The organism is uncultured Exiguobacterium sp. (assembly GCF_964277885.1).
Classification (GTDB): Bacteria; Bacillota; Bacilli; order Exiguobacteriales; family Exiguobacteriaceae; genus Exiguobacterium_A.
Map to the genome: position 1 here is coordinate 688,142 of NZ_CAXYJR010000005.1, position 26,231 is coordinate 714,372.

At 49.3% G+C, this 26,231-nt stretch carries 25 protein-coding genes, 1 pseudogene and 2 other annotated features (1 of these 28 cut by a window edge); of the genes and pseudogenes, 24 read left to right on the plus strand and 2 right to left on the minus strand.

Annotated elements, in window-relative coordinates; all coding sequences use genetic code 11:
• The first annotated feature begins 9 nt into the window (after positions 1–9).
• The 11 genes from mreC (at position 10) to ACHWTJ_RS05170 (ending at position 8,619) form a co-directional block, all read left to right on the plus strand.
• A complete protein-coding gene (gene mreC / locus ACHWTJ_RS05120; protein WP_294740529.1) occupies positions 10–894 on the plus strand; it encodes a rod shape-determining protein MreC in 885 nt (294 codons plus the stop codon).
• A complete protein-coding gene (mreD, locus tag ACHWTJ_RS05125) occupies positions 887–1,390 on the plus strand; it encodes a rod shape-determining protein MreD (RefSeq protein WP_023468949.1) in 504 nt (167 codons plus the stop codon). The genes mreC and mreD overlap by 8 nt, the downstream gene beginning before the upstream one ends.
• A gap of 3 nt (positions 1,391–1,393) precedes the next feature.
• Positions 1,394–2,068, plus strand: coding sequence for a septum site-determining protein MinC (locus tag ACHWTJ_RS05130; RefSeq protein ID WP_294740533.1), 675 nt, complete (start codon positions 1,394–1,396; stop codon positions 2,066–2,068).
• Between the two features lie 50 nt (positions 2,069–2,118).
• Entirely contained in the window at positions 2,119–2,922 is an 804-nt protein-coding gene (gene minD, locus ACHWTJ_RS05135) for a septum site-determining protein MinD (RefSeq protein ID WP_029342255.1), read from the plus strand.
• Positions 2,923–2,985: 63 nt separating this feature from the next.
• A complete protein-coding gene (locus ACHWTJ_RS05140; protein WP_394679225.1) occupies positions 2,986–4,326 on the plus strand; it encodes a ribonuclease E/G in 1,341 nt (446 codons plus the stop codon).
• A 74-nt stretch (positions 4,327–4,400) separates the two neighbouring features.
• Positions 4,401–4,470: a sequence feature (ribosomal protein L21 leader region), on the plus strand.
• A 15-nt stretch (positions 4,471–4,485) separates the two neighbouring features.
• The gene (gene rplU / locus ACHWTJ_RS05145; RefSeq protein ID WP_012370978.1) at positions 4,486–4,794 is read left to right on the plus strand and encodes a 50S ribosomal protein L21; all 309 of its coding nucleotides are present in this window, start codon (positions 4,486–4,488) and stop codon (positions 4,792–4,794) included.
• Between the two features lie 3 nt (positions 4,795–4,797).
• On the plus strand, positions 4,798–5,136 hold the full coding sequence (locus tag ACHWTJ_RS05150) for a ribosomal-processing cysteine protease Prp (protein WP_023468945.1): 339 nt from the start codon (positions 4,798–4,800) through the stop codon (positions 5,134–5,136).
• Between the two features lie 14 nt (positions 5,137–5,150).
• Entirely contained in the window at positions 5,151–5,429 is a 279-nt protein-coding gene (gene rpmA, locus ACHWTJ_RS05155; protein ID WP_012370976.1) for a 50S ribosomal protein L27, read from the plus strand.
• Positions 5,430–5,497: 68 nt separating this feature from the next.
• Positions 5,498–5,980 carry a Spo0B domain-containing protein gene (locus ACHWTJ_RS05160; RefSeq protein ID WP_023468944.1) on the plus strand — a complete coding sequence of 161 codons (483 nt, stop codon included), beginning with the start codon at positions 5,498–5,500 and terminating at the stop codon, positions 5,978–5,980.
• A gap of 15 nt (positions 5,981–5,995) precedes the next feature.
• The gene (gene obgE / locus ACHWTJ_RS05165) at positions 5,996–7,291 is read left to right on the plus strand and encodes a GTPase ObgE (protein WP_149427670.1); all 1,296 of its coding nucleotides are present in this window, start codon (positions 5,996–5,998) and stop codon (positions 7,289–7,291) included.
• 53 nt (positions 7,292–7,344) lie between these two features.
• The gene (locus ACHWTJ_RS05170) at positions 7,345–8,619 is read left to right on the plus strand and encodes a hemolysin family protein (RefSeq protein ID WP_394679226.1); all 1,275 of its coding nucleotides are present in this window, start codon (positions 7,345–7,347) and stop codon (positions 8,617–8,619) included.
• Between the two features lie 41 nt (positions 8,620–8,660).
• Here ACHWTJ_RS05170 and ACHWTJ_RS05175 read toward each other — a convergent pair whose 3' ends face one another.
• Together ACHWTJ_RS05175 and ACHWTJ_RS05180 are read right to left on the minus strand one after the other, a co-directional pair.
• Positions 8,661–9,203, minus strand: a complete 543-nt coding sequence (locus ACHWTJ_RS05175) for a transcription repressor NadR (RefSeq protein WP_058713797.1) — start codon at positions 9,201–9,203, stop codon at positions 8,661–8,663.
• A gap of 24 nt (positions 9,204–9,227) precedes the next feature.
• On the minus strand, positions 9,228–10,310 hold the full coding sequence (locus ACHWTJ_RS05180; RefSeq protein WP_023468940.1) for a cysteine desulfurase family protein: 1,083 nt from the start codon (positions 10,308–10,310) through the stop codon (positions 9,228–9,230).
• 98 nt (positions 10,311–10,408) lie between these two features.
• On the opposite strand from ACHWTJ_RS05180, the gene ACHWTJ_RS05185 reads away from it, so the two are divergent.
• The 13 genes and pseudogenes from ACHWTJ_RS05185 to dtd all read left to right on the plus strand — a co-directional run bounded on the left by ACHWTJ_RS05185 (position 10,409) and on the right by dtd (position 26,090).
• Positions 10,409–11,878, plus strand: coding sequence for an L-aspartate oxidase (locus ACHWTJ_RS05185; RefSeq protein ID WP_394679227.1), 1,470 nt, complete (start codon positions 10,409–10,411; stop codon positions 11,876–11,878).
• Positions 11,802–12,644, plus strand: a complete 843-nt coding sequence (gene nadC / locus ACHWTJ_RS05190) for a carboxylating nicotinate-nucleotide diphosphorylase (RefSeq protein ID WP_394679228.1) — start codon at positions 11,802–11,804, stop codon at positions 12,642–12,644. The genes ACHWTJ_RS05185 and nadC overlap by 77 nt, the downstream gene beginning before the upstream one ends.
• The gene (gene nadA / locus ACHWTJ_RS05195; protein ID WP_394679229.1) at positions 12,634–13,731 is read left to right on the plus strand and encodes a quinolinate synthase NadA; all 1,098 of its coding nucleotides are present in this window, start codon (positions 12,634–12,636) and stop codon (positions 13,729–13,731) included. Before nadC ends, nadA begins: the two co-directional genes overlap by 11 nt.
• Before the next feature lie 162 nt (positions 13,732–13,893).
• The gene (gene ruvA / locus ACHWTJ_RS05200; RefSeq protein ID WP_394679230.1) at positions 13,894–14,487 is read left to right on the plus strand and encodes a Holliday junction branch migration protein RuvA; all 594 of its coding nucleotides are present in this window, start codon (positions 13,894–13,896) and stop codon (positions 14,485–14,487) included.
• A 4-nt stretch (positions 14,488–14,491) separates the two neighbouring features.
• A complete protein-coding gene (gene ruvB / locus ACHWTJ_RS05205) occupies positions 14,492–15,487 on the plus strand; it encodes a Holliday junction branch migration DNA helicase RuvB (protein WP_023468935.1) in 996 nt (331 codons plus the stop codon).
• Positions 15,488–15,491: 4 nt separating this feature from the next.
• Entirely contained in the window at positions 15,492–16,532 is a 1,041-nt protein-coding gene (queA, locus tag ACHWTJ_RS05210; RefSeq protein WP_023468934.1) for a tRNA preQ1(34) S-adenosylmethionine ribosyltransferase-isomerase QueA, read from the plus strand.
• Positions 16,532–17,677 (plus strand): tRNA guanosine(34) transglycosylase Tgt, encoded by a 1,146-nt coding sequence (gene tgt, locus ACHWTJ_RS05215; protein ID WP_035406513.1) that lies wholly within the window; start codon positions 16,532–16,534, stop codon positions 17,675–17,677. The genes queA and tgt overlap by 1 nt, the downstream gene beginning before the upstream one ends.
• Before the next feature lie 71 nt (positions 17,678–17,748).
• Positions 17,749–18,042, plus strand: coding sequence for a preprotein translocase subunit YajC (gene yajC / locus ACHWTJ_RS05220; RefSeq protein WP_294740554.1), 294 nt, complete (start codon positions 17,749–17,751; stop codon positions 18,040–18,042).
• A gap of 156 nt (positions 18,043–18,198) precedes the next feature.
• Positions 18,199–20,407: pseudogene (gene secD / locus ACHWTJ_RS05225) on the plus strand (protein translocase subunit SecD).
• A gap of 72 nt (positions 20,408–20,479) precedes the next feature.
• A complete protein-coding gene (gene recJ, locus ACHWTJ_RS05230) occupies positions 20,480–22,789 on the plus strand; it encodes a single-stranded-DNA-specific exonuclease RecJ (RefSeq protein ID WP_294745419.1) in 2,310 nt (769 codons plus the stop codon).
• Complete coding sequence (locus ACHWTJ_RS05235; protein WP_294740558.1) at positions 22,768–23,286, plus strand: adenine phosphoribosyltransferase; 519 nt, start codon at positions 22,768–22,770, stop codon at positions 23,284–23,286. The genes recJ and ACHWTJ_RS05235 overlap by 22 nt, the downstream gene beginning before the upstream one ends.
• A 141-nt stretch (positions 23,287–23,427) precedes the next feature.
• A complete protein-coding gene (locus ACHWTJ_RS05240; RefSeq protein WP_294740559.1) occupies positions 23,428–25,626 on the plus strand; it encodes a bifunctional (p)ppGpp synthetase/guanosine-3',5'-bis(diphosphate) 3'-pyrophosphohydrolase in 2,199 nt (732 codons plus the stop codon).
• 14 nt (positions 25,627–25,640) lie between these two features.
• Positions 25,641–26,090 carry a D-aminoacyl-tRNA deacylase gene (gene dtd, locus ACHWTJ_RS05245; protein ID WP_394679231.1) on the plus strand — a complete coding sequence of 150 codons (450 nt, stop codon included), beginning with the start codon at positions 25,641–25,643 and terminating at the stop codon, positions 26,088–26,090.
• Between the two features lie 45 nt (positions 26,091–26,135).
• Positions 26,136–26,231: a binding site (T-box leader), on the plus strand; it runs 126 nt beyond the window's last position.

Consider the following 26,231-nt stretch of genomic DNA (forward strand, 5'->3'; position numbering starts at 1 on the left):
GGATGAGCGATGAAGCGATTTTTAAACAATCGAAAACTGCTCATCACACTCCTTAGTTTTCTCCTTTTGGTGATTTTGATCGGCATTTCGCTGCAAGGGCGTAACCAATCCCACTGGTATCAAAGCTTCGTGCGTGATACTGCGGGCGTCGGTCAACGCCTTTTCGCGACACCGATTGGCTGGATTGATGATACGGTCACTTCGATTAAAGAAGTGCGTGACGTGTACAAAGAGAATGAACACTTGAAATCACGATTGAATGACTATGCTGGTAATGCGGTTAAGGTCCGTGATCTCGAGCGTGAGAATAAAGAATTGAAAGATATGCTCGACCTGAACGGATCGATTCGCGACTATAAATTGTTACCGGCAGAGATGATTGGTCGGACGGCATCTGAATGGCAGCGGTTCGTGACGATCAACATTGGCGAACAAAAGGGTGTCAAGGCGAACATGGCCGTTGTAACAGCAGACGGACTGATTGGTCGCGTCATCCAAGCGAGCGCCTATACGTCTCTCGTGCAGTTGATGTCGGATACGAGTCGAACGAATAACGTCTCGGCAACGGCTGACGACACGAAGGGAAAAGGTGTTTTCGGTACGATCGAGGGATTTGATGAAGAAACGAAGTTACTCAAATTCACGAAAATTCCGAACGACGCGAAGCTGAAAAAAGGGCAGACCGTCACGACGTCCGGTCTCGGTGGGAAGTATCCGAGTGGAATCGTCATTGGAAAAATCAAGGAAGTAAAATCCGATCAGTATGGGGCTTCAAAAATCGCATACGTCAAACCGGCAGCAGACTTCGAACAGTTCGGTCATGTCTTCGTGATTGAACGCGAAGCGAAGGAACCTTTCGCTGAGACCGATAAGGGAGGGGACACTCGTGAATAACGTTAAGTTGTTTTTCGCCGTGTTCCTTCTTTTTATCTTGGAAGGAACGCTGTTCGCAGGACCTCTCGGAGATGGCTCGCCATATGTCATTCATGCGACATTGATCGGTTTGATGTTCCTTGGTCGATATGGAAAACTCGAACAGGCACTCGGATTCGGACTCGTCTTTGGATTGCTGTATGATTTCGTCTATTCGGATATCATCGGCATTTACTTATTTGCGTTATCCGCCATTCCGCTTTTTAGTAGCTTCGTGCTAAAATATGTAAAGGAGAACGTATTGACGATTCTCGTCACGTTCACGTTCAGTGCCATTTTGTATGAACTCGATATATATTTCTTCACGGCTTCGGTCGTTGGTGTCGGGGTATCCTTCCAGGAACTTGCGACACAGATCATTCCAAGGAGTCTGGTTGCCCAGTTGATCGGGATCATCATCCTGTATTATCCGATGACCCGACTCGTGCAGTCGACCCTTGACGAGAAAAGAGGATGAGTCATGATTGAGCGTAAACGTTATGTAACGATGAAAGGCCATCGTGGTGGCCTCGCCGTCTATGTGAATGAAAGGTGCAGTGTGGATGAATTTCTTGACGATTTAGAGTTGACGCTTGCGGACAAATCCGTCGAGAACGGACGCGCCGTACCAATCACCTTCTTCTTCGGTCGACGTTATGTCGATGAAGGGGTGCTGACGGCCGTCGAATCTATCGTCGCGCGACATGATTCCTTTTCTTTCAAAGGTTATGATAGTGAATGCATCACGAAGGACGAGGCAAAAGCCTTGTACGGAGAGCGGACGTTCCACTATTTTGGTGGGACGGCACGCAGTGGGCACGTATTAGACGTCGAAGGTTCGATCGTCATCATCGGAGATATCAATCCGGGAGCGGTCGTCCATGCGACTGGAAGTATCTATTGTCTCGGAGCTTTACGGGGTACCGTTCATGCGGGTAAAGGTGGTAATACGGAAGCCGTTATCGCGGCGAGTGTGCTGCAACCGAAATGGATCGCGGTCGCTGGCACCGTCCACGAAGAACCGGACGACGCACCGATTCCAGCTCTCGATATGGGTTGTGCATTTTTAGGCGAAGACGGGGTTGAATTCTCCCGCCTTCAAACCGTTCCGCTTGCGCGGATGGATCAGTTTGCGATTGATAGTGAAAGAGGGTGACGGATATGGAACAAGTGAAAGAACAGGTACATATGGAGGCGAAGACGAACATGGGACGCGCCATCGTCGTCACATCCGGTAAAGGCGGCGTCGGTAAGACGACGACGACTGCGAACATCGGAACAGCACTTGCATTGATGGGACATTCGGTTTGTCTCGTTGATACGGATATCGGGTTACGTAATCTGGATATCGTGCTTGGTCTTGATAACCGGAGTATCTATAACATCGTTGACGTCGTGACGGGACAATGTAAGTTGCACCAAGCGCTCGTTCGCGATAAACGTTTTGAAGAAATGTATCTGTTGCCTGCTGCTCAATCAAAGGATAAGTCCTCCGTCACACCCGAACAGGTGAAGGCAATCATCGATACGTTAAAACTTGAATATGATTTTGTGTTGATTGACTGCCCTGCAGGAATCGAACAAGGATTCATGAATGCAATTGCCGGAGCGGATGAAGCTGTCGTCGTGACAACACCAGAAAAAGCTGCTGTTCAGGATGCGGACCGGATCATCGGGATGCTCGAGCGTTCAGAACGTAACATCGTTCCGAAACTCGTCATTAACCGGGTGCGTTCACATATGATGGCATCGGGTGATATGCTCGACATCGATGAGATCATGCGTATCCTCTCGATTGATCTGCTTGGTCTGATCATTGATGATGAAGAAGTTATCGCCGCTTCCCACCGCGGTGTACCTGTGACGATGAATCCGGATAACCGGGCTGGACTCGGCTACCGGAACATCGCCCGCCGGATTCTTGGAGAGTCCGTGCCACTGCTCGATTTAAATGAACAGCCGCAAAAAGGCTTCTTCGTCAAATTGAAGAAGATGCTTGGGATGAAATAAGAATGGGAAATTAGACTAGGACGACATCGTCGCGCCTAGTCTAATTTTTTTGGAGGGATCAGTATGCGATGGATTAGTGAACAGACCGCTTCACTCGAACGATTGGCATTGGTCGAAGGCGGTCGATTAATTGAATACCATGAACGAATGCGTGACGAGATCCGGGTCGGAACATTCGTCTATGCCAAGGTCGACCGGTTGCATCCGACGCTCGGAGCAGCCTTTTTGATCGCGACTGACGGCACACCGCTTTACTTACCGCTGAATGAGACGGTGGAAGCACTTCGCCGCTATCCAGACGTACCGACGATCGGACAAGCGGTCCAGGTCGGACAGACGTTGCTCGTTCAGGTCGTCAAGGAAGGGGTCGCACCGAAACAACACAAGGTGACACAGAACATTACCTATGGTGGACGTTATCTCGTTTATTTCCCGTACGGTCGCCGCGTTCGTTTCAGTCGAAAGCTGGATCTCGTCGTCCAGCGCCAACTGGCGGAGCAATTGACGACAACGGAAGAAGAGGGGATTCTCTACCGGACGGAAGCAGCAAAAGCATCAATCGACGAATTGAAGCAAGAATTGCAGTCATTACGGACACGACATAAAGAACTTTTGCAGGCACCGCGACTTGAACAAGACGAGGCACTGATCGTCCAAGAAGCGAAACGACTTCCACATGTTACCGATGCGCTCGTCATGACACGTCAGGAAAAGGAACGCCTCGAACTACTTGGTCTGTCCGTCGAACGCTCGCTACGAAAAGGACGTTTGCCCGAGATGGAAGCAATTGATAGTGCAATTGAGAAGGCGATGCAACGGGTCGTCTGGTTTGACGGTGGAGCGTATCTTTTAATTGAAGAGGTCGAAACGATGACTGTCATCGACGTCAACAGCGGAAAGACGATCTCCGTAAAGGAACAAAAGCGGACATTTGATCAAATCAATGAAGCGGCTGCTGTCGAAGTCATGCGCCAATTACGGTTGCGCAATATCAGTGGCATGATTGCGATTGATTTCTTACGTGGCTCTAGTAAAGGTCAGACACGCGTGACTCAACTCCTGAAAGAGCGAGCAGCGCTCGAGACGAAGCAGATCGAAGTATACGGCTTTACGAAGATGGGCTTATGCGAAATGACGCGGCAACGTCACGGAAAATCATTGCAGGAACGCTCACAGGAATCCGGTCGGTGGACACGATTGAGTGTCTATCGCTTGATTGAACCGAAGTTGCTTGAGATCGCGACCTATGCGGAAGCGGTCGTAATTCGCGCACCACGTCACCTGTTGCAGGACGAATTCATCTCTCGCCAACCGCTCGAAGTCCATGTGCTCGAAGGCGATCCAGCGGTCCTGTTCACGGGGGCGTCACAAGACTGTCTTGATTTCATCAAGCGATCGGAATAATCCTTCAGAACAGCATTGACAAGGTGGAAGAACGTTTGGTATTCTGAATAACGTTAGTTCGTTTGGAAGCACCCAAATGACTACAACCGCACAGACCGGGTTTTAAAGCATCCGCTGCCCGTGATGGCGAGTCTGAGTTCCTAAGAGGAGGTGCACGTAATGTACGCAATTATCAAAACTGGTGGTAAACAAGTCAAAGTCGAAGCTGGCCAAGAAATCTACGTTGAGAAATTAAACGCAGACGTCGACAGCACAGTCGAATTTGGTGAAGTATTGATCCTTGGTGGTGACGATGTTAAAGTCGGCGCTCCACTCGTAGAAGGTGCGAAGGTCGTAGCAACGGTCATCAAACACGCTCGCGCGAAAAAGATCACTGTCTTCAAAATGAAAGCGAAAAAGAACTACCGTCGTAAGCAAGGTCACCGTCAACCTTACACGAAGGTCCGCATCGAGAAAATCGAAGCGTAAGCCATGATACGTGTCAAGATTCGACGAGATGAAGCGGAACTCGTCCGCTCCATCGAAGTGACAGGACATGCCGAGTTTGCAGAACCAGGTCTCGACCTTGTCTGTGCCGGCGTCTCGTCGGTGATCTTCGGGGCATACAATGCCATAGAAGCATTACTCGGGCAGGTCCTGCTCCTTGAAATGGCAGAACAACAAGAGGGTGGCTACTTTTATGTAGAACCGTACGCTGACTTAGCACCGGATGTCAGTGAACGCACCCAATTGTTACTGGAAGCGACTTTGGTCCAACTTGGTACCATCGCTGAAAGTTACGGTGAGTTTATCCAACTTGAACAAGTATAGGAGGTGGATTCCACATGTTGAAACTTAATCTTCAGTTCTTCGCATCGAAAAAAGGGGTAGGTTCGACAAAGAACGGTCGTGACTCGCAATCGAAACGCCTTGGGGCGAAACGTGCAGACGGTCAAACTGTTTCTGCTGGTTCAATCCTCTACCGTCAACGCGGTACGAAGATTCACCCAGGTATGAACGTCGGACGTGGTGGCGATGATACACTTTTCGCAACTGCAACTGGTGTCGTTCGTTTCGAACGTCTCGGACGCGACAAGAAACAAGTCAGCGTTTACCCAGCATAAGGATCGACGAAGCAGACTCTAGCCACTTTCGAGGGTTAGGGTCTGTTTTTTTTAGGAGGGAACGACCGATGGAGGAACAGCAGGTACTTGATCTTTTAAAGACTCTTCGTCACGAGTGGTTGAACCGGATACAACTCGTCCGTTCGTATGGCGCGATCGGAGACGAACAAGCAGTCGAGTCGATCTGTTCGGCGTACCGGGAGCAAGCATCTCGGGAAGGACGTTTAGCGCGAATCGGATTGCCGAAAACCGCACTGGCGTTACTGCAAGCTGAATGGTCAGGCAAAACTGTGACGTATGATGTCATCGGAGCACCCCACATGGAAGATGAGCGGCTGAAGCAACTCGTCGAAGCAGCCATCGCCATGATTGATGTAGGAGTAGGAGAAGTATCCGTGACCTTCCACGAGGGCGTGACCATCGAGATCTATCGGGATCTACTAGATATGTCGCGCCTTGAGGATCTAGTGACGCCGATGGAAATCGAGTCGCAGACGGAAAATGAGTGTGTGATTGAGATTGAAAGTCTTCCGTTTGAGGAAGAGAAGTAAGAGGAGGGATCCGACATGTTTGTCGATCAGGTAAATATTTATGTAAAAGCAGGTGACGGAGGACGTGGGCAAGTAGCGTTCCGTCGCGAGAAATATGTTCCGGACGGCGGTCCTGCCGGCGGTGACGGTGGTCACGGGGCACACGTCGTCCTTGAAGTTGACGAAGGGCTTCGGACATTGATGGACTTCCGTTACAAACGTCACTTTAAAGCGGTTCAAGGTGAAAACGGTATGTCAAAAGGGATGCACGGTCGTAAAGCTGAGCATTTAATCGTCAAGGTGCCACCCGGCACGGTCGTCTACGATGACGATACGAATGCGGTCATCGCTGACCTCGTCCATCACGGACAACAAGCAATCGTCGCAAAAGGTGGACGTGGCGGACGTGGGAATACACGTTTTGCGACACCAGCCAACCCGGCACCTGAGCACGCTGAAAACGGTGAGCCAGGGGAAGAGAAGTACTTGAAACTTGAGCTGAAGATGTTAGCAGACGTCGGTCTCGTCGGTTTCCCAAGTGTCGGAAAATCAACGATGTTATCCGTCGTTTCAGCAGCACGCCCGAAAATCGGCGCGTATCACTTCACGACGATCACACCGAACATCGGTGTCGTCGAAACGGAAGATAGCCGTAGCTTCGTCATGGCTGACTTGCCAGGATTGATCGAAGGCGCAAGTGAAGGTGTCGGACTCGGTCACCAGTTCCTCCGTCACGTCGAGCGGACGAAAGTCATCGTCCACGTCATCGACATGAGTGGGATGGAAGGTCGCGATCCAATCGAAGACTACAACATCATCAATAAAGAACTCGCGGACTATAACCTGCGTTTGACAGAGCGTCCACAAGTCGTTGTTGCGAACAAGATGGATATGCCGGATGCAGCAGAACATCTTGAAGCCTTTAAGGAAGCTTTCCCAGAGCTTGAAGTATTCGAAATTTCAGCAGCAACACGCCAAGGGTTACGTGATCTGTTATTCCGAATCGCTGACCTCGTCGATGCAACACCAGAATTCGGTCTTGAGGAACTCGAAGAGAAAACAGCGACACCACGTGTCGTCTACGGTTATGAAGCACCTGAAGCCGGCTTTACGATCACGAAAGATGAAGACGATTGCTTCGTCATCAAAGGACCACGCATCGAAAAACTCTTCACGATGACAAACTTCATGCGTGAAGAATCGATTAAACGTTTCGCTCGGACACTGCGTCAAATGGGTGTCGACGAAGAGTTACGTCGTCTTGGTGCGATCGACGGCGATGTCGTTCGAATCCGTGATTTCGAGTTCGAATTCGTCGAGTCATCATTCTAAGCGGTTCATTCCATTAGGAAACGGAGTGTGAAAGCATCGTGGACCCATTGCCCATGATTTCAGTCGTTTGGTTAATTCCGATTCTCGTCTTATCCGCATTCTTTTCCTCAGCCGAGACGGCACTCGCGAGTGTCAACCGGTTGCGGTTGTTGCATCAATCGGAAGCAGGGGACGCGCGTGCGTCCCGTGTATTCCGCTTACTTCAACGTTACGAAGAGACACTGACGTCGATTTTGATTGGGAATACGATTGTCAACGTCGCCTTTATCTTATTTGGTGGCTGGTGGATCATCCAGTTCGTCGAGACGATCGCAACACAAACCGTTGCCTTTCTTGCGCTATTTTTCCTGTTGCTGTTGTTCGGAGAATTGATACCGAAGTCGTATGCTCGTGAACATACGGAACGTTACGTGTTATTGATCGGACGTCCACTGCGTTTCTTCTTACTGTGCTTTCGACCGCTCGTTTTCCTGTTACTCCGCTTACGCCAATTGGCGCTACGGTTGATTGGAGCGGATCCGAAAGGACCGCTCGTGACCGAACAGGAACTCAAGGCACTCGTTGATATCAGTCAGGAAGAGGGCATCATGGGGCTTGCAGAGGCTGAACTCGTTCATCAAGCAGTTGATTTTCAACATGTGACGGTTGAGGATGCATTGACGCCACGGATGGATATTCAAGCGATTGATATCGATGCACGGCTCGAAGACATCCTTGCAGAAGTCCAGAAGGGCGGCTATTCTCGTCTACCGGTCTATAAGGATTCGATTGATCACGTCATCGGTGTATTATCGGAGCGGGACTTTCTGCGTGCATACGTGAAGAACGGCTCCGTTGATATCCGAGAATGGATTCGACCGGTATCGTTCGTCGTCCCACAGACACGATTGATGGATTTATTACCGGAACTCAAAGTCAAGCAGTCCCATATGGCAGTCGTCCTTGATGAGTTCGGAGGGACGGCAGGTTTAATCACTCTTGAGGATATTTTAGAAGAAATCGTCGGGGAGATTTGGGATGAACACGATGAATCGTTGGAATATACAAAACGGATTGGTCCAGAGCAATACGAATGTCTAGCGGAGTATGACATTGAAGACTTCTGTCAGCAATTTCAATTGACGATGCCGGACACGGACGCCCAGTCTCTTGGGGGATGGATCATGGAGGAGAGCGGACAATTGCCGGACGTCGGAACGGCGATGCGTTATGAACGTGTCACGTTGACCGTCTTGCATATCGAAAACCGACGCGTCCGCAAAGTCTTAGCAACGTTCGATCCGCCATCTACGATGCCGGAGACACGACTTGAACCGATTGAACGATAAAAAAACCGCTTATTCCTTAGGAATAGGCGGTTTTTGTATGTTCAGACATCGAGCTCCGAAACGAGAATTCCGAGACGATCGAGTTTAGCAATAGCGGCTTCCAGTGCGTCTTCATGATCAGCCTCAAGCGTATGAATATGGACGCCGTCCGTCAGGCTCGAGAGTGGAGTAGCTTGCGTCTCATGTAACTGCTCTAGCAGTACGCGGACATCCCGGCGGCTTTTTAGCATCAATTCTCCAGTGATGAAGCCGTAGACGGGATGTTCGATAATGACATCGCGGATGACGACCCCTTCGTCAACAATGGCGTCACACTCATCCTTTAATTGATCGATGCCGTGACGACAAACGATCTTGCGACGTAATTTTGAACCGTCGACTTCCGGATCGTTGATCAAATAGCCACGAGCTGTCGCGATGACAGGATATCCTTTTGCCTTTAACAATGATAAATCCTGCACGATCACTTGGCGACTGACACCTGCTTGTTTCGCCAGTGCCGTTCCTGTGACAGGTTGCTCACTTTCCTCAATCATACGAAGTAATGATTTCCGGCGTTCTTCTCCGGAGATGCGTTTCCCCATCATGTCTCCTACCTTTCTTCAGTGTCATGAGATCGTGTTCAACACATCAATGCACTGTTCGATTTCTTCGTTCGTCGTCTGTCTTCCAAAACTGAGTCGTATCAACCCATGAGCCGCTGATTCGTCAAAGCCGATGGCACGTAATGTCGCATTCGGACCGTTTTCTCCAGCACGACAAGCACTACCAGCGGAAACCGCGATTCCAGCACGATTCAAGGCGAGCAATGCGTATTGACCATCACGTTGCTTCGTATGGATGGCGCAGATGGAAGCGAGTTGCGTCGGCGACTCGATGATCGTGTAACGAGACGAAGACAATGTTTTTTTTAGCATACCACGAAATCGACGGCTTGAAGCTTGGATTCCTGGATTTTCGAAGCGAGACGCTTCACAGGCAGCGATGAACGCAGCAATTCCTGGAACATCGACTGTGCCTGGACGGATTCCGAATTCGTGATGTCCCTCGTAATAAGGGCTGAAGAGCGGACGCCGTAAATACAAAGCGCCCAATCCTTTTGGTCCATACACTTTATGACTACTCATCGTGTAGGCATCAAAAGCGTCGATGTTGATTGCATCTTTTAAAAATCCTTGGACACCATCGCAATGAAACAGAATCTCGCGCGATTGACAGTATGCTGCAATCCGTTCGACCGGAAAGCGAAAACCCGTATCCGAATTGACATGTTGAATCGAGACAACACCGATTTCATCCGTACAAGCTGCAACGAATTGTTCCCAATCGAACGTTCCGTCCGGTAATAAAGAAAGGTGTCGTGTTTCTTGTGCCCAGCGCGCAAGCGGAAGCAAGACCGAGTCGTGTTCACATCGAAGTGTCAAGACAACTGATTTGTTACTCTGTCGCATCAGATGTGTCAAAGCGATGTAGTTTGCTTCTGAACCGCTCCCTGTAAAGATGACAGTTCCTTCTTGTTGAGCCAATTGTTGCATCAGATACTGACGAGCTCGTTCGAGTAAACGTTCAGCGTTCCCACCGATGTCATGAAGAGAAGAACTGTTGCCGTAGAACGACTGAGCGGCTTGTTGATAATGATCGAGTGCTTGTGGATGCAGCGGAGTCGTCGCTGCGTAATCGAGATAGATCATGAAAAAATCCTGTCCTTTCGTCTTGTCACTCAGCTAAAAGTATGCCAAACTTATTGTCAAGTCAATAGTAAACATTTAGATATAGAGGTGTAAAACATATGTCTTTACATAAAAGACTTGAGACGGATGTGTTGATCATTGGAACAGGGCTCGCCGCAATATCGGTCGCTCTGCATCTTCCATCCGGAACGGAAGCGTTGCTTGTCACAAAAGGTACGCGGTTTGAGACAAATTCTGTTCGAGCACAAGGTGGGATTGCTTCCGCTTATGCAGAAGTCGATCATCGTGGTCACTTTGAAGATACATGCCAAGCAGCAAAAGGGCGTATCAATCCGTCCGTCGTCGATTACGTCACCCGATCGGGAACCGAGGCGATGGAATTCTTGTTACGACAAGGCGTTCCATTCGATCAATCCGAGGGAGAGTTTTTGCTCGGTCGTGAAGGAGCACATCGTTTGCCGCGGATTTATCACTCTGGCGGGGACGAGACTGGTAAACGGATCATGGAGACGTTGGTGCCGCGAGTACCATTTCCGATTCTTGAGCAGACGTGTATCACGGAGTTGATTCAAGTCAACGGGCAGGTAGTAGGTGCAGTCGGATATAACGAGGGAGAGCCGATCGAGATTGTGGCGCGCGCGACGATTCTCGCGACCGGTGGAGTGGGCGGATTATTCGCGGCGTCGACGAATGACCCTTTGATTCAAGGAGACGGGATTGCGCTCGCCTTTGAAGCGGGGGCGACGATTCGTGATCTTGGTTATATCCAGCATCATCCGACGGTACTCGTTCATGCAGGTCGTTCGGAAGGTTTGATCACGGAAGCATTACGTGGTGCGGGAGCAACGCTTGTAACGAAAAATGGCGACCGAATCATGGCGGATCATCCGATGCAAGATTTAGCAGCGCGAGATGAAGTCGCAAAACGAATCCATGAGGTGCGAAAACGTGAACCGGTCTATCTCGATACATCAAACGTCGTCGACCGGACGAAACGATTTCCAACGTTTGTTGAAAAATGTGAAAAACTGAACATAAATCCAGATCTCGTTGAAATCACACCAGGCATCCATTTCTTAATGGGCGGAATCGAAACGAATCTAACGGGACAGACGCATGTCGAAGGACTATACGCGGTCGGCGAGACAGCATCGATTGGACTACACGGTCGAAATCGTCTGGCGTCGAACTCGCTCCTTGAATGCGTCGTCATGGGGAAAGCAGTAGCAGAACAGCTTAAGCTGTTACCGGAACTTTCAGTCAAACAAGTGAAACGACGTCCGGGAACACTTCGTTCCGTAACAGACCATCTATCGCAGGTCATTGGTGTTGAAATGGATGTTAAGCAAATAGAAGATAGTTTAGAAGAGTTAAAAAGCTGGACATTAGACGAATCCGGACAGGAAGCGGAAGAGAATCGATTACGTCACGTAACGGCATGTCTGTTGCTTGAAGGGGCGCGAAGTCGGTTGACAGGAGAGGATGAGAACGTTGAACAAGTGGCAGTTACGGCAACAACTGGAGGCATTTTTAATCGAGGATATCGGACAGTGGGATATCACGAGTGAAGGATGTCTGACGGGACAAGAACGCGGGACCGGTCGTTTTCTAGCAAAGGAAGACGGTGTCTTTTGCGGTGTCGACATCATTCGGGAGATGGCACATCTCTTACAAGTCGACGTGACGATTCATGTAGCGGAAGGGACGATCGTCACGCGAGGAACACTCCTTGCCGAGTGGTCTGGTTCGTTACAGGACATCTTAAGCGGAGAACGGGTCGCCTTGAACCTAGTGCAACGCTTATCCGGGATCGCGACAAAAACTCGTCAAGCGGTCGAGGTAGCAGCAGGACGAATCCGAATCACGGATACACGAAAGACGACCCCTGGATTACGAATGCTCGAAAAACATGCCGTTCGCGTCGGGGGTGGCTATAGTCATCGCGGACGTCTCGATGACGCGGTCATGATCAAGGACAACCACATCACAGTCGCGGGATCGATCACAGAGGCGGTGGCGCGAGCAAAACGTGTCGCGGGACATACGACACCAATCGAAGTTGAAGTCGAGACGGAAGCGGAAGTGCTTGAGGCAGTGGCTGCAGAAGTCGATATCATCATGCTCGATAATCGGACGCCAGCAGAAATCAAACAACTCCGGCAATTGATTCCACCGCATATCACGGTCGAACTATCCGGTGGGATTACGCTAGACACATTATCGGACTTCGCGGATAGCGGAGCAGACGTCATCTCACTCGGGGCACTCACCCATTCAGCAACAGCACTTGATATCAGCATGAAAATCGAAGGAGGAAAAAAAGATGTCATTTGATCTATTACGTCACGAAGGAATTCCGACGTCATACTTACAGCAAACAGAAGCAGACTTGATCGCGATCATTGAAGGGGTCAAAGCACGGATGGGCAGTCGCTTGTTCTTACCTGCCCACCACTACCAAAAGGATGAAGTCGTCCAGTTCGCGGATGCGACGGGAGATTCGCTCCAGCTCGCGCAAGTCGCGAAGCAGATGACAGAAGCCGAATATACAGTCTTTTGTGGTGTCCACTTCATGGCAGAGACGGCAGACATGTTGACCGATGCGTCACATACGGTCGTTTTGCCTGACATGCGTGCTGGTTGTTCGATGGCGGATATGGCGAACGATACGCAAACGGAGCGTGCTTTTACGATCTTGACGGAACGGTTCGGGGAGTCGATCTTACCGTTGACGTATGTCAATTCGACGGCAGCCATCAAAGCGTTCGTTGGTCGTCATGGTGGGGCGACGGTGACGTCGTCAAATGCTGTCCAGATGGTCGAGTGGGCGCTTGCTGAACGCGACATCTTATTCTTCCTGCCGGATCAACACCTCGGTCGCAATACGGCGCACGCACTCGGAATTCCGTTAGAACAGATGGCGATTTGGGATCCGATTAAGGACGAACTCGTTTTTGATGGGGAGGACCAGGACGTCCGCGTCATCTTGTGGAAAGGACACTGCTCGGTCCATGAGAAATTCACGGTCGGTCAGATTGATCAGTTCCGCAAGACGGATCCGGAGCGAAAGATTCTCGTTCACCCGGAATGTTCGCACGAGGTCGTGACAGCGTCTGATCTCAACGGATCAACGGCGTACATCATTCAACAAATCGAACAGGCTGCTCCCGGAACGAAGTGGGCGATCGGAACAGAGATGAATCTCGTCAATCGACTCGCGACGACGCATCCGGAACTCGATATCGTATCGCTCAATCCGTTCATGTGTCCGTGTTTGACGATGAACCGAATTGACTTACCGCACTTAGCGTGGGCGCTCGAACAAGTCGAAGCTGGTGAGCCTGTCAACATCATTAAAGTCGACGCAGAGACGACACGGCATGCCGTATTGGCACTCGAACGGATGCTTGCGCGTTCGTAAAATAGAGGATAGGAGCGTGGTCGTGTGAACGATCACGCTTTTTGTCTTCTGTTTGAGAGAGCGAACGTATGTATTGATTTTTGCTGAAGAACGCTTTGAAGCCAAACGAAGATGTATGCTACAATAACACGAGAGTTTGTTTAAGGATGGGAGCGTTCCACATTGATAGAATTCGTACGCGGCGAAGTCGCTTATGTCTGTGCGGAATTCGTGACGGTAGAAGTTGGCGGGATTGGCTACAAAATCGTAGCACCGAACCCGTTTTTTTATCGGACCGGAGACGAACAGATCATCGTATATACGTATCATTATGTCCGTGAGGACCAAGAAGTCTTATTTGGATTCCGTTCCCGTCGTGAGCGTGCCTTGTTCACGAAGTTGCTCGGTGTCACAGGAATCGGACCAAAAGGAGCGCTCGCGATCGTCGCGTCAGGGAATGTCGATGCGCTCGTTGAAGCAATTGAACAAGAGAAGGAAAGTTATCTCGTCAAGTTCCCGGGGGTCGGCAAGAAAACAGCGAAGCAAATGACGCTCGACCTAAAAGGAAAGTTAGCCGAGCTCGCACCGGATTACGTACCGAGCGAAGGCTTGTTCGCACAAGGCAATGCTGAGCTGAATGAAGCTTGTGAAGCCTTGACGGCGCTTGGTTACAGTGACCGAGAAGTCGAGAAAGTCAAAAAAACGTTGCAGGCAGAAGTCCTGTCGACGGATCAATATGTCAAACGGGCACTCCAGTTGTTATTGAATGTGAGGTGAGGACATGGAAGAGCGCATTTTGTCAGAATCCGCCCATGCGGAAGATCAAGAAGAGTGGAGTCTGCGTCCTCAGACGCTCGAGCAATACATCGGGCAGGAGAAAGCAAAAGGAAACTTAAGTGTCTTCATCGAGGCGGCAAAAATTCGTCAGGAAACACTCGATCACGTGCTTCTCTACGGTCCTCCGGGTCTTGGGAAGACGACGCTTGCGACGATCATTGCGAACGAGATGGGGGTCGGCATCAAGACGACAGCCGGTCCTGCAATTGAACGACCGGGTGATCTAGCGGCGATCCTATCATCGCTTGAACCGGGCGATGTACTGTTCATCGACGAGATTCATCGATTGAGTCGATCGATCGAAGAGATTCTGTATCCAGCAATGGAGGATTATTGTCTCGATATCGTCATCGGTCAAGGTGAACTCGCCCGCAGCGTCCGAATTGATTTACCACCGTTTACGCTCGTTGGTGCAACGACGCGTGCGGGGATGTTATCGGCACCGCTCCGCGATCGTTTTGGCGTGACGCTGAAGCTTGAATATTATACGATGTCAGAGTTGTCTGCCATCGTGACCCGAACTTCACGATTGTTCGGATTCGAAGCGGATCGTCTGGCTGCAGAAGCCATCGCGCTTCGTTCACGTGGAACACCACGTGTCGCGAATCGGTTGTTACGGCGTGTCCGTGATTTCGCTCAAGTCGCCCATCAAACCGAGATCGATGCCGTGCTCGCGACAAGTGCACTTGATCGTTTGCATGTCGATGCGCTTGGGCTCGACGATGTCGACCATCGTTTACTACGATCGCTTGCAGAACGGTTTGCCGGTGGTCCGGTCGGTCTTGAGACGATCGCAGCGACGATCGGGGAAGATGCGCAGACGATTGAGGATGTATATGAACCATATCTACTGCAACAAGGCTTTTTACAACGTACTCCGCGCGGACGTGTCTTAACACCGTTCGCCCGCCAACATTTAGGACTGAAAGAAGGAAATTGAACCAATGGATGTAAACTTATTTGATTTTCATTTACCAGAAGAACAAATTGCCCAAGTGCCATTGCTCGACCGGACGAGTTCGAAATTGATGGTCCTCGATCGGGAGACGGGTGCGATTCAGCATCAACACTTCCATGATATCGTCGATCACTTCCGCGAAGGTGATACACTCGTCATCAACGATACGAAAGTTTTACCAGCACGTCTCTTTGGTGTGAAGGAAGAGACAGGTGGGAAGATCGAATTGTTACTCTTGAAGCAAACGAGTGACGATGTGTGGGAAACACTGGCGAAACCGGCAAAACGCGTCAAACCAGGAACGATTTTGTCGTTTGGTGACGGATTACTTCGTGCTGAGTGTGTCGAAGCACTTGAAGACGGAGGACGCATCCTGAAGTTTTTCTATGACGGCATTTTTTATGAAGTGCTCGACCAACTAGGAACAATGCCACTACCGCCGTACATTCATGAACAACTCGAGGATCAAGATCGTTATCAGACGGTGTATGCTCGGGAACGCGGAAGTGCGGCAGCACCGACGGCTGGTCTTCACTTTACACCCGAGTTGCTTGAAGCGCTTAAAGCGAAAGGTGTCCGGATCGCACCGTTGACGTTACACGTAGGACTCGGCACATTCCGTCCTGTCTCGGTCGACGACGTCGATAGTCACAAGATGCACAGTGAGTACTACGAACTGCCGGAAAGTTCAGCTGCTTTGCTACGCGAAACACGGAAACAAGGCGGACGGATCATCGCGGTCGGAACGACGTCGACGCGGACGCTTGAGACGGTCATTCGCGACCATGGCGACTTCGTCGAAGCAACGGGCTGGACGGACATTTTTATTTTCCCAGGTCAGGAAGTCAAAGGGATCGATGGATTGATCACGAACTTCCACTTACCAAAATCAACATTGATCATGCTCGTGTCCGCGTTATCGACACGGGAACACATTCTGCATGCCTATGAAGAAGCAGTTGCAAACGGCTATCGTTTCTTTAGCTTCGGTGATGCGATGTTCTTAACGAGAGAGGAACGAAACTAATGACAAAACACGCGGTAACATACGAACATATCAAGACATGTAAACAATCCGGAGCGCGGTTAGGAATCGTCCACACGCCGCACGGTAGTTTCGAGACACCGGTCTTCATGCCGGTTGGAACACAAGCGACAGTCAAGACGATGGCACCGGAACAAATCAAGGACATGAATGCGAACATCATCCTCGCGAACACGTACCACTTATGGGTGCGCCCAGGACATGATGTCATCAAGGAAGCGGGCGGTCTGCATAAGTTCATGAACTGGGATGGCGCGATTCTTACGGACTCAGGTGGTTTCCAAGTCTTTTCACTTGCTGACCTCCGGAACATCTCAGAAGAAGGGGTTCATTTCCGTAACCACTTGAACGGGGATAAATTGTTCTTATCACCGGAAAAAGCAATGGAAATCCAGAATGCACTTGGTTCAGATATCATGATGGCGTTTGACGAGTGCCCACCTTACCCAGCTTCTCACGAGTACATGAAAGCATCCGTCGAACGGACTAGCCGCTGGGCAGAACGTTGTCTTGCAGCGCATGAACGTCCGCAAGATCAAGCACTCTTTGGAATCATCCAAGGTGGAGAATATGAAGACTTACGTCGTCAAAGTGCAAAAGACCTCGTTGCGCTTGATTTCCCGGGTTATGCGGTCGGTGGTCTATCAGTCGGAGAGCCAAAAGACGTCATGTACCGTGCACTCGAATTCACGACACCACTCATGCCGGAAGACAAGCCACGTTACCTCATGGGCGTCGGTTCGCCGGATGCGTTGATTGAAGGCGCGATTCGTGGAATCGATATGTTCGACTGTGTCTTGCCGACACGGATCGCACGTAACGGAACGTTGATGACATCACAAGGTCGTCTCGTCGTCCGGAACGCGAAATATGCACGTGATTTCCGTCCGCTCGACGAGAAATGTGATTGCTACGCGTGTAAGAATTACTCACGTTCGTACATCCATCATTTGATTCGTGCGCAAGAAACGTTCGGTCTGCATCTTTGTTCGACACACAATCTTCACTTCCTCGTCAAATTGATGGAAGGCGTTCGTCAAGCGATTCGTGAGGATCGTCTGCTTGATTTCAAAGAAGAATTTTTCGAAGAATACGGCTATAATTTGCCGAATGCAAAGAATTTCTGATAAATGGTCTGACAAATTAATTCTTTCACGGTATAATGAACGTGATTTGAATGATAAAGGAGTTGATACAAATGGGAAGTGGTATCTTTGCATTCCTCCCGATGATCTTGATCTTCGTGGTGTTCTATTTCTTGTTGATCCGTCCACAGAACAAACGCCAGAAGCAAGTGCGTCAGATGCAAAATGAACTCTCACGCGGCGACTCGATCGTAACGATCGGTGGTCTTCACGGGGTTGTCCAAAAAGTTGACGACATGACGGTGACGTTGAAGTCAGGTAATGCACAATTGACTTTCAACCGGAGTGCCGTGGCAGAAGTGACGAAAAAATCAACGACTGTCACGGACGACGAAACGGTCGAATAAGGCATCAAATAGACGCTTTCCGGATTCCGGAGCGTCTTTTCTGTTTATATATGAGAAAAACGTTTGCTAAGATTACCATTTCTTTTGTAAGCTAGGGTAGGAGAACAAAGTTGTCTGAAAATATACTGGGAACTAGAGAAAGGACAATGTAGCATGATCAAGAAAGGGAAACTTGCCACATTCTTCATCGTCGTCATTGCGTTGCTCGTACTGATTGGTACGACATCGTCATGGTTGTTGAAGGATACGAAGCTTGGCCTTGACCTTAAAGGTGGCTTCGAAGTCTTGTATGAAGTACAACCACTGAAAGAAGGAGACGTCATCGATCAAAATGCGATGAGTGCCACGTTGACGGCAATCGAGAACCGTGTCAACGTTCTCGGTGTCTCAGAACCGGATATCCGGATTGAAGGCAATAACCGGATTCGTGTTCAACTTGCTGGCGTCAAAGATCAGACTGATGCTCGGAAAATCTTATCGTCAACAGCTCAACTGTCATTCCGTGACATCAATAACAAATTGCTTCTAGATGGTTCGGATTTAAAAGCCAAAGGGGCAAAGGTTGGCTACGATCCACAAACGAACCAACCGCTCGTAGAACTTTCGCTCAAATCAAAACAAAAATTCTATGATGTGACACAAAAAATTTCACAAATGCAAGCACCTGCGAATCGCCTTGTCATCTGGCTTGATTATGAGAAGGGTGATACGTATGAAAAAGAGATTCAAAAGAAAAATTCGAAAATCGTTTCGGATGCATCTGTACGAGAACCAATCAACTCGGATAAGGCGATTATTTCCGGTGGCGATATCGATGCTGAGTACGGAAAACAGTTATCTTCGATCTTGAACGCTGGTGCGTTACCGGTCAAACTCGAAGAAATCTATTCAACGTCGGTCTCTGCTGCTTTTGGACAGGATGCGCTTGATCAGACACTCTTCGCTTCTGCGATCGGTGTTGCGGCTGTCTTCTTGTTCATGCTGCTGTTCTATCGTCTCTCAGGGTTTGTTTCGATCATCACCTTGTTGTTCTATATCTATCTTGTCATGATCTTCTTTAACGGGATCAATGCCGTACTCACCTTACCAGGGATCGCGGCACTCGTTCTTGGAGTCGGGATGGCGGTCGATGCGAACATCATCACCGCAGAGCGGATCAAGGATGAATTACGAAGCGGCAAATCAGTCTTATCCGCATTTAAAGCCGGGAACCGTCGTTCGTTCGGTACGATTCTCGATGCCAACTTAACGACATTGATTTCTGCCGGTGTCTTGTATTACTTCGGGACAAGTACGGTCAAAGGATTCGCCATCATGTTGATGGTCTCGATCGCCGTCACGTTCGTCACGAACGTCTTCGTCTCACGTTACCTGATGCAGCTCCTCGTCAGCAGCCGATGGTTCGATAAGAAGAAATCATGGTTCGGTGTAAAGGAGAGTGAAATTCGTGAGCTTTAATCCTACGAAATTTGATTACGTCAAACATCGTAAAGTCTACTTTGCGATCACGATTGCGCTCGTCGTCATTTCAGTGCTCCTGCTGTCGTTCCGTGGTCTAAATCTCGGAATTGACTTTTCGCAAGGAACACGCGTCGAGATTTCCTCGACGAATCAAATCAAAGAAGCGGATGTCCGCTCTGTCATTGAAAAGGCAGGTATTGATGCTAAGGAAATCGACGGCATCCAGTTTGCTCAAGGTGGAAAACTAGCGAACGTCACGTTCGTTGGGGAATTCAGCCAACAGCAGATTTCTGAAATGAAACAAACGATTGAAGCCAAATACAAAAAAGAACCAAGCATCTCGACAGTTTCGGCGCAAGTCGGTCAAGAAATCGCGCGTAACGCGATTTATGCCGTTTTACTGGCGTCACTCGGAATCGTCATCTACGTCTCATTCCGGTTCCAACCGCTCTACGGAATCGCGACAGTGCTCGCGCTATTGCACGATGCGTTGATGATCATCGCCTTCTTCTCGCTGTTCCAGATCGAAGTCAATCTGTACTTCATCGCAGCGATTCTGACGATCATCGGTTACTCGGTCAACGATACGATCGTTACGTTCGACAGGGTACGAGAAAATCTCGGACTTGCTGAAAAAGGTGGCCGGAAAGTCTCGTTCGATGAATTGGCACACATCGTCAATGAATCGATTCAACAGACGATCATTCGATCAATCAATACGGTCGTCACGGTCATCATGACAGCAGCGGCACTCTACATCTTCGGTAGCGAAGCAATCCGTGGATTCAGTCTCGCCCTGCTTGTCGGTTTGATCATGGGAATGTATTCTTCGATCTTCATCGCCGCGCAGCTCTGGCTCGTCATGAAAGGTCGGACACTTGGTCGGACAAAACGTGCTTCCTAAAAGAGTATCCGCATCAGCTATCGCTGGTGCGGATTTTCAATTATAATGGGGAAGTTGATTGGAGGGGTTGAGATGTACCATGCTAAAAAAACATGGCTTGATAAAGTCATCGATTCAGAACAGATCGAACAATTGACGGCGGATGGCACGATCTCACCGCACGTCGCACAACTACTTGTCCAACGGGGATTCACGACACGTGAAGCCGCCCGTGATTTTTTAGAGACGGATCAAATGACATTCCATGATCCATTTACTTTTAAAGATATGCCAAAAGTCGTCGAACGGATTCAACGTGCCGTTGATGAAGGTGAGATGATTTTAATCTACGGTGACTATGACGTCGACGGCGTGAGTTCCGCTGCGATTCTCTGGCACGCCTTGATTGAAATCGGAGGAATGGCAGAGTGCTATATCCCGAACCGATTCACGGAAGGCTATGGACCGAACGAAGCCGCTTTTCGCTGGGCAGCAGAAGAAGGGTTTAGCCTCGTCATCACCGTCGACTGTGGGATTTCCGGCATCCACGAAGCAGAAGTCCTGAAAGAACTCGGGGTCGATTTAATCATCACCGATCACCACGAAGCAAAAGAAACGTTACCTGATGCCTTTGCCTTAATACACCCAGGTGTTGATCCAGACTATCCGTTCTCAAAACTTGCTGGGGCAGGCGTTGCCTTTAAAGTCGCTCATGCTCTCCTTGACCGGGAACCCGTCGAGTTACTCGATCTTGCCGTGCTCGGAACGATTGCCGATCTCGTACCACTCATCGGTGAAAACCGCTTGCTCGCGATTCGTGGCATCGAAGCGCTGAATGCAAGTGAACGTCCCGGTATCCTTGCATTACGGGACGTTTGTAGTTTGACGGAGGACGAACTGACGGAAGAATCGGTCGGATTTGCATTCGGTCCGCGGATCAATGCGGCAGGTCGGCTTGATTCGGCGATGCCAGCGCTTGAGATGTTACTAGCGGAAAGTAAGGATGAGGCACTTCATCTCGCAAAACAACTCGACCAACAAAATAAACAACGTCAAGATATCGTCAAGCAGATTGCAGAAGAAGCAACGGCGCTTGTCGAAGAACGTTTTAAAGATGACCGCGTGCTCGTCGTTGATGCGGCAGACTGGAATCCAGGTGTCGTCGGGATTGTCGCCTCGCGACTCGTTGAAAAATATCATCGCCCTGTCATCATGCTGTGTCATGATGCTGAAAAAGGAACAGCGAAGGGTTCTGGACGTTCAATCCCAGCCTTTGATTTATTCGCTGAACTGACGAAATGTGAAGATATCTTGCCGCACTTCGGCGGACATCCCGCTGCTGCCGGTATGACGCTCTCTTCCGATGACGTCGAGGCGTTACGTCAACGCTTGAATGAACAAGCAAGTACGTTGCCAGATGATGCCTTCATTGCGACAATTGATGTCGATTTACGTCTACAGGTCAGTGATGTGTCGATTCAGTTGATTGAAGATATTCAGCGACTCGCGCCGTTTGGAATGGGAAATCCCGCGCCACGAATCGTCATCGAGCAAGCGAAAATCCGTGACATGAAACGGATCGGTCGTGATTTGACGCATGTCAAAGCACTACTATCAGGCAACGGAAAGGAACTCGATGCGATCGGCTTCGGCTTCGGCGATCTTGTCGATGAAGTCTCGACCTTATCGGAGATTCACCTGATGGGCAGTCTAAACATCAATGAATGGAATGGGTTCCGTAAACCACAATTGATGATTCAAGACGTCGCCGTCGAAGACGTCCAAGTGTTCGATTACCGTGGAGGTAAACGTCCCTTGAGTGAGTTGTTCGCCTTACCGTACGAGACGACGACGTTCGTTGCGTTCACCGATGAGGTGAAAGAAAAGTACGCAGAACGTCCGTTGAACGGTCCGATCCGTCAAAACATCGTTTTCCTTGATCTACCGGAAGAAGAAGACGCGTTTCATCCATACGTGCGACAGGCAGAGCGGATTTATTGTGCCTTTAAGGATGAAGGATACTATTTCGAGACAATTCCGTCGCGGGAAGACTTCAAGCATTACTTCCAGTATTTCGCGAAATGTCCACGAGACGAGCTCCGGATCGGTCTCGTACGTTTGTCGAAATCGCGAAAATGGACGAAACGATCGATTAACTTTATGCATTCGGTATTCTCGGAACTTGATTTTCTTGTTACAATGGAGGACGGGCTGCCGGGTGTGAACCCAAATGCTGCAAAACGAGATCTGACGGAAGCTCCGACGTACCAGCGTCATGAAGCGCGTCAAGAGCTCGAGCAACAATACATTTATTCGTCACTCGCTCAGTTGAAAGAGCGTTTTGATACTTTGGTAGAAGCGGCGAAGCAGGAGGAAAAGACATGGAGTTCAAACAGCATATAAAAGAGGTCGAGAACTGGCCGAAAGAAGGAATCAGTTTCAAAGATATCACATCACTCATGCAGAACGGACCAGTGTACAAACAATCGGTCGATGCACTCGTCGAATATGCACGGAGTAAAGGCGCGGATGTCATCGCGGGTCCGGAAGCACGTGGATTCGTCGTTGGTTGCCCAGCAGCTTACGCGATGGAAATCGGATTCGTACCTGTCCGTAAAGAAGGAAAATTACCGCGTGAGACAGTCCGTGTCGAGTATGGTCTTGAGTACGGAAAAGACGTCTTGACGATGCATGAAGATGCGATTAAGCCGGGACAACGCGTCGTCATCCTTGACGATTTGCTAGCAACAGGTGGTACGATCGAAGCGACGATCCAAATGATCGAAAAATTAGGCGGAACGGTTGCCGGAATCGGATTCTTGATTGAACTCGATGGTCTTGGTGGACGTGAAAAACTCGAAGGATACGACGTTCTCTCATTGATTCGCTACGAAGACTGAAGCCTCTATACTCTCTTGGTACTTGATGACCAAGGGGGTATTTCTTTTTATTTTGACATCTTCTCAAGATTTCACGATAATAAGAACTATATATTAGGGATTCCGTTGCAGACGATCCCGGGGACTGGGTGAGGAAAAGGGATGACAAACAAACAAATCGTAAATGTAGAAGACCTTCTCGCTCGATGTGCGGAATACATGACGCAAGCTGAAGTCAAAGACATCGAACGGGCTTACCAATTCGCGAAGGACGAACATGATGGACAATTCCGCCGTTCAGGGGAACCCTACATCATTCATCCGGTACAAGTTGCCGGTATCTTAGTCGATATTGGTTTGGATGCAACGACGATCGTCGCTGCGCTTCTTCATGATGTCGTCGAAGATACGGACATTACACTCGAAGAATTAACGGAACGATTCGGACCCGACGTCGCGATGCTTGTCGATGGCGTGACAAAACTCGGGAAAATCAAATATAAATCGAAGCGTGAAGAATTGGCTGAGAACCACCGGAAGATGTTCATCGCGATGGCGGAAGACATTCGCGTCATCTTGATCAAACTGGCTGACCGTTTGCATAACATGCGGACATTGCAACATATGGTCAAGGAAAAGCAGGTGCAAAAGGCAGAAGAGACGCTTGAAATCTTTGCGCCGCTTGCGCATCGTCTCGGGATTTCGACGATCAAGTGGGAACTCGAAGACATCAGTTTGCGTTATATCAATCCGCAACAGTACTACCGGATCGTTTCGATGATGAAACAAAAACGGACGGAACGAGAAGCGCTCGTCAGTTCGGTCATCGAAGAGGTCAATGAAGTACTCGATGATGTACAGATCGCAGCGGAAGTCGATGGACGTCCAAAACATATCTATTCCATTTACAACAAGATGCAAAACTCGAAAAAAGAGTTCAGTGAAATTTATGATTTGATGGCTGTGCGCATCATCGTCGACTCAATTAAAGATTGTTATGCCGTTCTAGGAATCATTCATACGCAGTATAAGCCGATGCCGGGACGTTTCAAGGATTATATCGCGATGCCGAAGCCGAACATGTATCAATCGCTGCATACGACGGTCATCGGACCGAAAGGCGAGCCGCTCGAGGTCCAAATTCGGACACGGGACATGCACTTTATTGCCGAGTACGGGATTGCCGCTCACTGGGCGTATAAAGAAGGTAAGGAACAGGAAGCGAAATCAGGCTTTGAAGATAAAATTGCCCATTTCCGTGAAATTCTTGAGTTGCAAAAAGACACGGCGGATGCTGAAGAATTCATGGAATCGGTCAAAGTCGACTTCTTTAGTGACATGTTGTACGTCTTTACACCAAAAGGCGATGTCATCGAATTGCCGAAAGGCTCTGTTCCGATTGATTATGCCTACCGGATTCATACAGAGATCGGTCACCGAACGATCGGAGCGAAAGTCAACGGACGGATGGTACCGATTGATTATAAGCTGAAGACAGGTGACATCATTGAAATCGTCACATCAAAACACAGTTATGGTCCAAGTAAGGACTGGCTCAAGATTTGTGTATCGAGTCAGGCGAAGAACAAGATCCGTCAATGGTTCAAACGTCAGCAACGGGAAGAGAACGTCTCAAAAGGACGGGAACTGATCGAAGCGGAAGTGAAAAAACTCGGATTCGAGCCGAAAGAAGTCATCAATGAGAAGACGCTTGCAGATGTGACGCGGAAATTTAACTTTTCGCAAGAAGAAGATATGTATGCTGCCGTTGGGTATCATGGTCTGACCGCCGCCCAAGTCGCGCACAAATTGACGGAAAAGTTACGCAAAGACAAAGAGTCCAAAAATCTTGAGCTGAACGAAGCAATCAGCGAGATGAAGACGTTTGATCGTCCGAAGAAGGAAAATCCAGAAGGTGTTCGTGTCAAAGGCATCGATAACATGCTCGTTCGCATGAGTCGTTGTTGTAATCCGGTTCCAGGAGACGATATCGTCGGATATATCACGCGTGGACGAGGGGTCTCGATTCACCGGACGGATTGTTTGAACGTCATTCATGAACAAAATCCAGAGCGCTTGCTCGAAGTCGAGTGGGAACATGAAGGCAAAGCCGTCAAGAGTTACAACGTCGAAATCGAAATCTCCGGATTCGACCGGGCAGGATTACTGAACGATGTCCTGCAGTCGGTATCTGCGACGAATACGAACATCGTCGCCGTCAGCGGGAAAGGCGATGACAGTAAACAAGCCAAAATCACAATGACGATCGCGATCAACAACGTCAACCATTTACAAAAAGTCGTTGATCGGATCAAACAAATCTCTGACGTGTATGCTGTACATCGCGTCATGATGACGTAAGGAGCGGATGAGTCATGCGAGTCGTATTACAACGAGTCAAAGAAGCAAGTGTCACAGTCGATCAGGAGGTCATCGGTCAAATCAAGCAAGGTTTTCTCTTGCTTGTCGGTGTCACACACGAAGACACGATCGAACAGGTGAACTGGTTAGCTGATAAAATCGCAGGACTCCGCGTGTTTGAAGATGAAGAAGAACGGATGAATCGTTCGTTGCAAGATGTCGACGGTCAGATTCTATCCGTCTCACAGTTCACGTTGTATGGTGATGTCAAAAAAGGACGTCGTCCTGCTTTTACAGAAGCAGCGAAACCGGATCTTGCCAACGAATTGTATGAAGCGTTCAATGAACGTCTTCGTGCGCAAGGACTGACGGTCGAGACAGGTCAGTTCGGTGCGATGATGGATATCGCGCTCGTCAATGATGGACCGGTGACATTGATTCTTGAAAAAGAAGCAAACGCTTGACAGGAACCGAGAGACGAGGCAATATTAGACGTAACCAAATGATTCATACGACCGAAGACGAAGAGGAGTAATCAAGACCTCGTCTGCTTAGAGAGTCGCCCCTTGGCTGGAAGGGCGAACAGACGAACTCGATGAAAGACC